Raw genomic sequence first — 9,817 nt, forward strand, 5'->3', positions numbered from 1 at the left:
TATAACCGACGCTGTGCGGCCCGGGCGCCCGTAAAGGTCGTGCCCGGCCGGAAAACCGGCCGGCCACGAACCGTCATCCGGTTACAGACGGGTGGTCAGCCGACCGGCCCCGCCGGTCACTTACCCGCCATCGCCGAGGCGGCGGCGAGCTGCCGAAGCGCGAGTTCTTCGGCCTGGTGCTCTCGGACAGCCGCGTCGCCCGCGCGCTGGAGACCGGCGGCCCGCAGGGGGTTGACGCAGCCGGGCACGTCGGCGACGGAGTAGCAGTTGTCGGGCCGGTTGTCGCTCACCACGGCTCCGTTGATCAAGGTGACATGCGCGCTCAGCGTGTCGATGCCGCCGCCACGCGCCGGAGAGGGATGGTAGCCTCCACCAGGCTCACCCGCGCTGTTCTCGGTGACCGCGCCGCCGTCGAGGGTGAGGGTGTCGTAGAAGACGCTCACTCCGCCACCGTGACCGCCGTAACCGGCCCAGCCCACGTAACCGCCAGGGCCCGCCACGCCGCTGTCGCCACCTCGGCCACCCCGGTTGGCGGTGATCTTGGTCCCGGTGATGGCCGGATTCAGCGGCTTGTCCCGGTCGGCGGAAATGAACACCCCGCCACCCGCGCCACCGCCACCGCCGTCTCCGGCCCCGCCGCCCTCGGCGCCCCCGGTGCCACCCTTGCCGCCGTCTCCGGTGGTGTTGCCGCTGACACTGCTATCGGTGATGCGCAGGACGCTGCCGCTGGTGCCCTCGACGCCGCCGCCGAAACCACCCGAGCCGCCCCGGCCACCGGGCTCCTTGCCCGTACCGTTGCCGCCCCGGCCGCCGGCGCCGGTGGCGTTGCCGGTGATCACGCTGTTCGTGATGGTCAGCGGCAACGAGGTGCCGCTGTAGGAAGAGATGCCACCGCCGAATCCGCCCAGGCCACCGCGCCCGGCCCGGGTGGTAGCGGTGGCGTCGGCACCGGGAGCACCGGCCCCGGAGGTGTTGCCGGTGAGCACACTGCCGGTGATGGTCAGCGGGCCCCAGTTCTGGATGCCACCGCCGCTCCCGCCCGGGTTCGCTTCCCCGTAGGAGTCGGTGCCGACGCCGTCGGGGGCGTGGCCGCCGGTGAGCGTGATTTCGTTGAGCGTCAGGTCACCCCAGTTGGAGATCAGCCGGAACTGGGGCGCGTCCTGTGCCCTGGCGATGGTGGCGTGATTGCCGTTGATGGTGAGCTTCCCCTTGATGGCGGGCAGCCCGGCAACCCAGGTGGCGTCGGCGGGGGCGGTGAGGGTGTAGACGCAGTTCGGCGCCAGGGACAAGGTGTCCGGGTCGGCGGAGGCGTTGGCCGCGGTGACCTCCCGGATCAGTGCGGCCGGATCACAGGGGATGTCGATTTCGGCGGCGTAGGCGCTCGGGGCATTCAGAGTGAGCGTCCCGAGCGCGGTCAGCGCCACCGTGGCGGGTACAACGGATCTCAGTCCGGGTCTTCTGCGGTGCGGCATCGTGGAACCTTTCGGGTTTGCTGGTTCGAAGATGAGTACCGGCGAGCTCGTGATGACACCGCGGATTCGGCCATTGCCGGTCCGCGGACAGTTTCCGGATTGGCTGCGTGTTCCCGGCGGATACCTATACCGGTAGCCGGGACAACGGAAAATCCCCCATCGCGAGCGTGCCCTCCCCGCACGAATATTAGAAGGGAAAGATCACTTCCCCACTCATTGTGATGCACATCACAATGAGTGGGATGCTGGGTAATCCTTGTGGCCCAACGGGGTTACTCCTGATTGTTTGCGGAACGGCCGGACAATGTGTGGTGAATATGTGTCCGGTCCATTTCCAGGGCCGAGGTGATTTCGTGAGTCCGGGACAGCCGCGCGGTACGACGCGCCGGGACAGGTGAGCCCCGGAACAACTTTGAACCGCCGGGCGTGCCCGGCCGTGTGCAGGGTATCGACGACCATCGCGAACGTCGCCGGACACGGCGCGGACGTCGTCGGCAGTGGCCGCGGCTGCTGAGCGGATCGAGCACAGTGAGGAAGGACGGTCAGCCGATGAGCAGCGCGGCCGTGCTGGGCCTGCCCAGGAGCTCACCCCCGGGCGGGCGGCTTGCAGTACTGTCCACGCCGACCCAGAACGCCGTCGGAAGGACGAGGGTGGCCATCGGAGGCTGGCGGCCCAAGAGGGCCAAGGGTGAGGATCTCATCCGGCAGCTCTACGCCGAACACGGCCGGAGCCTGCTGGCGTACGCGACGAGGTTGACCGGCGATCGCGCCGCGGCCGAGGACATCGTCCAGGAGACGCTGGTCCGCGCCTGGAAACACGCCGACGATCTGCAGAACGACGGCAAGGGCTCGGTTCGCGGCTGGCTGCTGACGGTGGCCCGCAACCTGGTCACCGACCGGGCGCGGGCCCGCGCGGCGCGGCCGCAGGAGGTGGCCGAACCGGCGTCGGGCGTTCCGCTGCCCGCGGTGGAACGCGACCACGCGCAGGGGGTCGTCGACGCGATGGCGGTGCTCGGCGCGATGGACGGGCTGACCGCCGAACACCGGGAGGTCCTCGTCGAGCTCTACTACCGGGGCCGGACGGTGACCGAAGCGGCGAAGGTCCTCGGGATCGCGCCCGGTACCGTTAAGTCCAGGTCCTACTACGCGTTGCGTGCCCTCCGTGCCGCGATGTCGAGCGAGGGAAGGGAGGCAGCGCGATGAACGACGCGATGGAACAGGATCACGCGCTGCTCGGCGCGTACTCCCTCGGCGCGCTGGACCCGGCCGAGGCGGCCGAGTTCGAGCGGCGGCATCTGGCGATCTGCGCGCAGTGCCGGCACGAACTCGGTGAGCTGACAGCGCTTCGTCAGGCCCTCGATGACGTGCCGCCCGAAGCGTTCCTCGACGGTCCGCCCGAGGGAGGCGACCTGCTGCTGCAACGCGCCCTGCATCGAGTGCGGGCCGAAGAAGCCGACGCCGCTTCGCAGCCTTACCAGCCGCGTCGCAAGCCTCGGGTACTGGTCGCCGCCGCGGTCGTCCTGCTCGCCGTGGTCACGCTCGGCGCGGGCTGGGTGATCGGCAGGCAGACCGCGGCGACCTCGCCGGAAGCCGGACCGCCGCCGACCTCCACACCGCAGGGGCCCACGCCACGCCAGCTGCCGCCGGCCACCGACCCGGTGACGAAGGCGAGTCTCGACGCCAAGGTGTTCCCGTTCGCGGGCTGGGTCAAGGTGCAGGTCCAGGTGCAGGGCATCCCCGCGGGCGAGCGGTGCCAGCTCCAGGTGGTGTCGAAGGACGGCCGCCGCATCGCCGCGGGGAGCTGGCAGGTCTCGGCGAAGTGGGAGCACGAAGGCTTCACGCTCGACGGTTCCGCGCTGGTCGCGCCGGACGACGTGGCCTCGGTGGACATCGTCACGATGAACGGGCGGAAGCTGGTTTCGGCCCCGGCCACGGCGTGACCGATGTTCGCGCGCTACCGCTTCCGCAGCACCTGGCTCCTCCCGGCGGTGGCGCCGGAGCGCGTGTTCGGCGCGGTGGTCGATCTGGAGTCCTATCCGCGGTGGTGGGCCGACGTGCGCTCGGTCCGGCAGCTCGACGAGGACACCGCCGAGCTCGTCTGCCGGTCGCGGCTGCCGTTCCGGCTCGTCGTCCGGATGCACCGGGATCAGCAGGACGAGCGGGCGGGCCGGGTCCGGGTCCGGCTCAGCGGTGACCTCGAGGGTGTCCTCGCCGGGACGATCGGTCCCGCTCGCGAGGGCACCCGCCTGGAGATCGCGCAGGACGTCCTGGCCCGCAAACCGTTGCTGCGCAAGCTGGACACGGTGGCCCGGCCGATCTTCCGCGTGAACCACGCGCTGATGATGCGGCGGGGCCACCGCGGCCTCCTGGGTTACCTGGCCTCACCGGCGGCCGAAAGTTCCGGCTGAACCACCGGCGTCTGCTTCCGTGTCGCCAGGACGAGTGCCGCGGCCAGCACCGCCAAGGCGAGGAAACCGGCGCTCAGCCCGTAGGCCAGCCGGTACCCGCCCGCCAGCGCGGCGCGGATCTCCGTGCCCGCCGCGACCAGCCCGTCGGCGCGAGCCGCGGCGGCGGTGGCCAGCACGGCGGTGCCGATGGCGGCCCCGACCTGCTGGGTCGTGTTGATCAGCCCGGAGGCAACCCCGGAGTCCTCCGGTGTCACCCCGGACATCGCGAGCCCCATCAGCGCCGGGATCGCCACTCCGCCACCGGTGCCCATCAGGACCAGCGCGGGCAGCACGTCGGCGACGTAGTGGCCGTCGGCGGGAACCCTGGACAGCAGGAGCATCGCCACGATGATCACGCCGATCCCGGTGATCAGCATCGCGCGGGGGCCGAAGCGCGCGCTGAGCCGGTCGGCGAAGCCGAGCGAGCCGATCGCGATCATCACCGGCGCTGGCAGGAAGGCGAACCCGGTGCCGAGCGCGTCGAGCCCGAGCACCTTCTGCAGGTACAGCGCGGTGATGAACTGGAAGCCGAGCAGCCCGGACACCATCAGGACCATGACGAGGTTGGCGCCGGTGACGGCGCGGACGCGGAAGAGCCGCAGCGGCAGCAGCGGAGTGCGCGCTTTCGCTTGCCGCAGCACGAAACCGGCCAGCAGGAGCACTGCCGCGGCGAACGAGCCTGACGTCACCCAGTCGCCGATGCCGCGTTCCCCGGCCTGGATGATCGCGAACACCAGCAGCATCACGCCGCCGGTCACCAGCACGGCGCCGAGCGCGTCGATTCCGGCGCGCAGCCCGGTACCGCGGTCCGGTTCGATCACCCACAGCGCGAGCACCAGCGCGGCGATCCCGATGGGCAGGTTGACGTAGAACGTCCAGTGCCAGTTCAGCGCCTGGGTGAGCGCGCCACCCGCGATGAGGCCGAGGGACGCGCCCGCCGCCTGCGTGAAGCTGTAGACGCCGATCGCCTTCGCCCGTGCCCGGGGCTCGGGGTACATCGTCACGATCATGCCCAGCACCACGGCGGACGCGAGTGCCCCGCCGACGCCTTGCGCGAACCGGGACACCACGAGCACGGCCGCGTCGCTCGAGACGCCCGCCGCCAGCGACGCCACGGTGAACAGCGTGAGCCCGCCGAGGAACACCCGGCGCCGTCCGACGAGGTCGCCGAGCCTGCCGGACAGCAGGAGCAGGCCGCCGAACGCGACGAGGTAGGCGTTGACCACCCAGGCCAGCCCGGCCGGGCCGAAGCCGAGTTCGGCCTGGATGGCCGGGAGGGCCACGGCGACGATGCTGCTGTCGAGCACCACCATCAGCGACGCGGCGCTCAGCACGGCGAGCGCGAGCCCCCGAGAGCGGTTGGCTTCGGACATTTCTGGTCCCTCCAGTGCGTTTCCCCTGGTCGTACCCAGGGCACGACTTGTTACGGTGCACATCATGTGTGACCATGGGGCAGCGCGTAAGGAGGCACTTTCATGTCCCAGAGGAACATCGCTGTACCCGACCAGGCAGGGGCACTGGACCCTGGGAAAATGGATGCCTGCACTGTGCTCGAGGTCATCAACCGGGTCAGTGGCAAGTGGGCGATCGGCATCCTGCTGGAGGCGACCCGCGGCCCGGTCCGCTTCACCGAACTGGAGCGGTCGGTCGAGGGGATCAGCCGCCGGATGCTGACGTTGACCCTGCGCAATCTGGAGCGGGACGGTCTGCTCGCGCGCACGGTGTATCCGACGGTCCCGCCGAGGGTCGAGTACGAGGCGACCCCGATGGCGAAGGAACTCTACGAGAGCCTGACCGGGCTGGTGGGCTGGGCCGAGCGGTACCGCGAGGCGATCGCCGAAGCCCGCGTCACCTACGACGGCCACGCGGGCTGCTGACGCCGGACACGCAGAAATGTGCCGTGGCGCGAGCACGGGGGAGGGACGCTCGCGCCACGGCACATTCTCGGCCGCGCGGGGGTGTTACGTCAGCGCGGCCTGCTTCTCCTGCCCGCCGCCGTCCCCCGGGGAGGGCTCGTGCTCGTCGAGCAGGGTGGCTTCGTCGAACGGTTCCTGGCCCGCGAACACCCGCCGGGCCTGGTCGCGGTCGAACTCCTTGGTCCACGATCCGATGAGGACGGTCGCGACGGCGTTGCCCGCGAAGTTGGTGAGCGCGCGGGCTTCGGACATGAAGCGGTCGATGCCGAGGATGAACCCGACGCCGTCGACCAGTTCCGGCCGGTGCGACTGGAGACCGCCCGCGAGGGTGGCGATGCCGGCGCCGCTGACGCCCGCCGCGCCCTTCGACGCGATGATCATGAACAGCAGCAACGTGATCTGCTCGCCGAGGGCAAGGGGTTTGTCCTGCGCGGTCGCGATGAACAGCGTCGCCATGGTCAGGTAGATCGCGGTGCCGTCGAGGTTGAACGAGTACCCGGTGGGCACCGTGATGCCGACGACCGGCTTGCTGACCCCGAGGTGTTCCATCTTCGCGATCAGCCTCGGCAGCGCCGACTCCGAAGACGACGTCGACAGGATCAGCAGGAACTCGCGTGCCAGGTACCGCAGCAGCGAGAAGACGTTGACCCGCGCGCCGATCCACAGCACCGCGCCGAGCACGCCGAAGACGAACACCAGGCAGGTCAGGTAGAAGCCCAGCATGATCACCAGCAGGCTCCGCAGCGCGCTCCAGCCGGTTTCCCCGACCACCGCGGCGATCGCGCCGAACGCGCCGATCGGGGCCACCCACATGATCATCGCCAGGATCCGGAACACCAGCCGCTGGATGTGCTCGATCCCGCGCCGGATCGGTTCGCCCTTCCTGCCGAGCTTCTGCACCGCGAACCCGGTCAGCAGCGCGACCAGCAGCGTCTGCAGCACCTGGCCCGAGGTGAACGCCGTGCCGAAGCTGGGCGGGATGATGCCGAGGAGGAAGTCGACGCCGCCCTCGCCGCCGGTGGCCTGCTTGTGCGCGCTCTGGACGGCGGCCGGGGTGAGGTGCAGCCCGGTGCCCGGGTGCAGCATGTTGCCCACGATCAGGCCGATGGCCAGCGCGAACGTCGACATGATCACGAAGTAGACGAGCGCCATCAGGCCGACCCTGCCGACCTTCGCGGCCTTGGCGACCGAGCCGATGCCGAGCACGATGGTGCAGAAGATGATCGGCGAGATCATCATCTTGATCAGGTTGACGAACCCGGTGCCCAGCGGCTTGAGCCCCTTGGCGAATCCCGGGAAGAGGAAGCCGACGGCGATGCCGAGGATCACCGCCACGACGACGGCCAGGTACAGGTAATGCGTCTTGTCCCGGCCGCGCGGCTTCGCGTCGGGGGTCGGTGGTGTCGGCACCGTTGCCTCCAGCTCATGGTGTTCGAATCGCCGGTCACTATGCGTTGATCGTATGAGCTGGGTCACGGTTGTGTTCATTGAGTTCGTACGACGATCGGGTGACGGACCAGGAGAGCCGGTAACGGAAGGACCGCACCGCGGATGCCCGCCGGACCGGCTTGCCGGGATGGCCTGCCGGGATGGCGTGTGCTGATATGTGCGCGTGCCCTCGACGTCGCGGACCCGGCCGAACCGGTGGAGCATGGCCCGCCAGCTGCTCGTGCTGCAACTGGTCGTGCTGCTGGTCCTGGTCGCCACCGGGATCACCTTCGCCGTCCTCGACGCGCAGCGGGCCACCCGGCAGCGGGCGCGGGACCAGACCAGCTCGGTGGCGTTCACGCTGGCCGACTCCACGAGTGTCCTTTCCGCACTGTCCACACCGGACCCGAGCGCGGTGCTGGAACCGTTGTCGCTGCAGGTGCAGCGGGACACGCAGGTCGACTTCATCACGATCATGACCCCGGACGGGATCCGTTACACCCATCCCAATCCCGAACTCATCGGCGGCCACTTCATCGGCTCCATCGACCAGGCGCGCCAGGGCGGCGTCGTGCAGGAGATCTACGCCGGTTCGCTGGGGCCGTCGGTACGCACGGTGGTGCCGGTGTTCGACCAGGGCCACCGGGTCGTCGCGCTGGTGGCGGTCGGGATCACCATCTCGGCGATCTCCGCCGAACTGCGCGAGCGGCTGGTGCCGTTGTTCGCGGTGGCCGGTGCCGTGCTGGCGGTCGGCGCGCTCGGCGGGTGGCTCATCAGCTCCCGGCTGCGGCGCCAGACCCGCGGGATCGCGCCGGACGCGCTGAGCAATCTGTTCGAGTATCACGAAGCCGTCCTCCACGCCGTCCGCGAGGGAGTGCTGCTCGTCGGCCGTGACGGCCGGGTGCGGCTGTGCAACGACGGCGCGCGCACGCTGCTGGGCCTGTCCGCCGATCCGACCGGCCGCGGGCTGGCCGAACTCGGCCTGTCCCCGAGCCTGGCAGCGGCACTCACCTCGGTCGAGGCGCTCACCGACGAGCTCCACGTCACCGACACGCGGGTGCTGGTGGTCAGCACGACACCGGTGAGCGCGAGCGGCCGGGCGCAGGGCACGGTCGTGCTGCTGCGCGACCATACCGAACTGCAAGCGCTTACTGGCGAGCTCACCGCGGTCCGGGAACTCACCGAGGCGTTGCGCTCGCAGGCCCACGAGGCCGCGAACCGGCTGCACACGGTGGTGTCACTGGTCGAGATCGGGAAACCCGAGCAGGCCGTCGAGTTCGCGACCGCGGAACTGGCGCTGGCGCAGGAACTCACCGACCGCGTGATGGGCGCGGTGGCCGAGCCCGTGCTCGCCGCGCTGCTGCTGGGAAAAGCCGCCGAGGCGAGCGAACGCGGTGTCGAGTTCACCATCACGCCGGACACCGTCATCGACGACACGGATTCCGGGATCGCGCCCCGCGACCTGGTGACCATCCTCGGCAACCTGATCGACAACGGGATCGAAGCGGCCGCCACCCACGCTTCGGGTGTACGTCCCGCGGTGGTCGTCACGGCGCGGTCGGAGGCGGACGGAATGCTGCTGCGCGTGGCCGACAATGGTCCCGGCGTCCCGGAGGACGCCGCGGAGGAGATGTTCCGGCGCGGCTGGTCGACGAAGGCGGGGGAGGGGCACGGGCTCGGGCTCGCGCTGGTGGGACAGGCGATCCGCCGCTACGGCGGGACGGTCGGCATCAGCAGGGAGGGCGGCGCGGCATTCACCGTGCGGCTGCCCCGGCAGGAGGGCGGGGAATGATCCGGGTACTCGTGGTCGAGGACGAACCGGTCGCGGCCGAGGCACACCGCGTGTACGTCGAACGGCTCGCAGGCTTCACCGTCGCGGGCGTCGTGCACTCGGGCGGCGACGCACTGCGCTTCTGCGAGCGCGAGCCGGTCGACCTGGTGCTGCTGGATTTCTACCTGCCGGATACGCACGGCCTCGCGGTGTGCCGGTCTCTGCGCGCAGCGGGCCTGCCGATCGACGTCATCGCCGTCACCTCCGCCCGCGACCTCGCGCTGGTCAAGGCGGCGGTGTCCGTCGGCGTGGTGCAGTACCTGCTCAAGCCGTTCACTTTCGCTTCGCTGCGGGAAAAACTCGAACGGTACGCCGAATTCCACGACGCCTCCGGCGAGGTGACCGGTCAGGCGGAGATCGACCGCGCGCTGTCCTCGCTGCGCGCGAGCGAACATCCCGCGCTGCCGAAGGGGATGAGCGCGCAGACGCTGGACGCCATCACCACGGCACTCGGCCAGGCGTCCGACGGGCTGTCCGCCGGTGCCGCCGCGAGCGCCATCGGCGCCTCCCGCGTCACCGCGCGGCGTTATCTGGAATACCTGGCGGACAACGGGCTCGCGTCGCGTGAGCCCCGCTATGGACAGGTCGGCCGCCCCGAGGTCTGGTATCACCTCAGATAGGCGTGGGGGGCGCGGGGGGGGCGGGGGGGCCCGCCCCGCGGGGTCGGGTGGGGGGGGGGGGGGGGTGTTTTGTACGGGAAAGGGTGGCAGGTACAGGGGCGCC

General features: G+C 70.4%; 9 protein-coding genes. 6 read left to right on the plus strand and 3 right to left on the minus strand.

What is annotated here, in order from left to right:
- Positions 1–116: 116 nt before the first annotated feature.
- Positions 117–1,472 (minus strand): hypothetical protein, encoded by a 1,356-nt coding sequence (locus ACFWX1_RS19285; RefSeq protein WP_378389047.1) that lies wholly within the window; start codon positions 1,470–1,472, stop codon positions 117–119.
- Positions 1,473–2,123: 651 nt separating this feature from the next.
- Here ACFWX1_RS19285 and ACFWX1_RS19290 point away from each other — a divergent pair.
- Genes ACFWX1_RS19290 through ACFWX1_RS19300 form a run of 3 tightly spaced genes read left to right on the plus strand, consistent with a single transcriptional unit; the run spans position 2,124 to position 3,880 of the window.
- Entirely contained in the window at positions 2,124–2,675 is a 552-nt protein-coding gene (locus tag ACFWX1_RS19290; protein ID WP_378389049.1) for a sigma-70 family RNA polymerase sigma factor, read from the plus strand.
- Positions 2,672–3,412, plus strand: a complete 741-nt coding sequence (locus ACFWX1_RS19295; RefSeq protein WP_378389051.1) for an anti-sigma factor — start codon at positions 2,672–2,674, stop codon at positions 3,410–3,412. The genes ACFWX1_RS19290 and ACFWX1_RS19295 overlap by 4 nt, the downstream gene beginning before the upstream one ends.
- Positions 3,413–3,415: 3 nt before the next feature.
- Positions 3,416–3,880: an SRPBCC family protein gene (locus tag ACFWX1_RS19300; RefSeq protein ID WP_378389053.1), complete on the plus strand. Its 465-nt coding sequence runs from the start codon at positions 3,416–3,418 to the stop codon at positions 3,878–3,880.
- On the opposite strand, the gene ACFWX1_RS19305 is transcribed toward ACFWX1_RS19300, so the two are convergent.
- Positions 3,844–5,292: a DHA2 family efflux MFS transporter permease subunit gene (locus ACFWX1_RS19305; RefSeq protein ID WP_378389055.1), complete on the minus strand. Its 1,449-nt coding sequence runs from the start codon at positions 5,290–5,292 to the stop codon at positions 3,844–3,846. The two genes, ACFWX1_RS19300 and ACFWX1_RS19305, sit on opposite strands and share 37 nt — an antisense overlap.
- 102 nt (positions 5,293–5,394) lie before the next feature.
- On the opposite strand from ACFWX1_RS19305, the gene ACFWX1_RS19310 reads away from it, so the two are divergent.
- The gene (locus ACFWX1_RS19310; RefSeq protein ID WP_378389057.1) at positions 5,395–5,796 is read left to right on the plus strand and encodes a winged helix-turn-helix transcriptional regulator; all 402 of its coding nucleotides are present in this window, start codon (positions 5,395–5,397) and stop codon (positions 5,794–5,796) included.
- Positions 5,797–5,880: 84 nt separating this feature from the next.
- Here ACFWX1_RS19310 and ACFWX1_RS19315 read toward each other — a convergent pair whose 3' ends face one another.
- Positions 5,881–7,245 carry a cation:dicarboxylate symporter family transporter gene (locus tag ACFWX1_RS19315; protein ID WP_378389059.1) on the minus strand — a complete coding sequence of 455 codons (1,365 nt, stop codon included), beginning with the start codon at positions 7,243–7,245 and terminating at the stop codon, positions 5,881–5,883.
- 241 nt (positions 7,246–7,486) lie between these two features.
- Here ACFWX1_RS19315 and ACFWX1_RS19320 point away from each other — a divergent pair, with 241 nt between their 5' ends.
- Together ACFWX1_RS19320 and ACFWX1_RS19325 are read left to right on the plus strand one after the other, a co-directional pair.
- The gene (locus tag ACFWX1_RS19320; RefSeq protein WP_378389122.1) at positions 7,487–9,055 is read left to right on the plus strand and encodes an ATP-binding protein; all 1,569 of its coding nucleotides are present in this window, start codon (positions 7,487–7,489) and stop codon (positions 9,053–9,055) included.
- A complete protein-coding gene (locus tag ACFWX1_RS19325; RefSeq protein ID WP_378389061.1) occupies positions 9,052–9,714 on the plus strand; it encodes a response regulator in 663 nt (220 codons plus the stop codon). Before ACFWX1_RS19320 ends, ACFWX1_RS19325 begins: the two co-directional genes overlap by 4 nt.
- The last annotated feature ends 103 nt before the right edge of the window (positions 9,715–9,817 follow it).

The sequence above is a fragment of the Amycolatopsis sp. NPDC059021 genome (assembly GCF_042739895.1).
Classification (GTDB): domain Bacteria; phylum Actinomycetota; class Actinomycetes; order Mycobacteriales; family Pseudonocardiaceae; genus Amycolatopsis.

Bases quoted from the DNA above. Each gene is read 5' to 3' on its own strand.
- ACFWX1_RS19285 (WP_378389047.1), bottom strand. From the start codon at position 1,472: ATGCCGCACCGCAGAAGACCCGGACTGAGATCCGTTGTACCCGCCACG.
- ACFWX1_RS19295 (WP_378389051.1), top strand. From the start codon at position 2,672: ATGAACGACGCGATGGAACAGGATCACGCGCTGCTCGGCGCGTACTCC.
- ACFWX1_RS19300 (WP_378389053.1), top strand. From the start codon at position 3,416: ATGTTCGCGCGCTACCGCTTCCGCAGCACCTGGCTCCTCCCGGCGGTG.
- ACFWX1_RS19305 (WP_378389055.1), bottom strand. From the start codon at position 5,292: ATGTCCGAAGCCAACCGCTCTCGGGGGCTCGCGCTCGCCGTGCTGAGC.
- ACFWX1_RS19310 (WP_378389057.1), top strand. From the start codon at position 5,395: ATGTCCCAGAGGAACATCGCTGTACCCGACCAGGCAGGGGCACTGGAC.
- ACFWX1_RS19320 (WP_378389122.1), top strand. From the start codon at position 7,487: ATGGCCCGCCAGCTGCTCGTGCTGCAACTGGTCGTGCTGCTGGTCCTG.
- ACFWX1_RS19325 (WP_378389061.1), top strand. From the start codon at position 9,052: ATGATCCGGGTACTCGTGGTCGAGGACGAACCGGTCGCGGCCGAGGCA.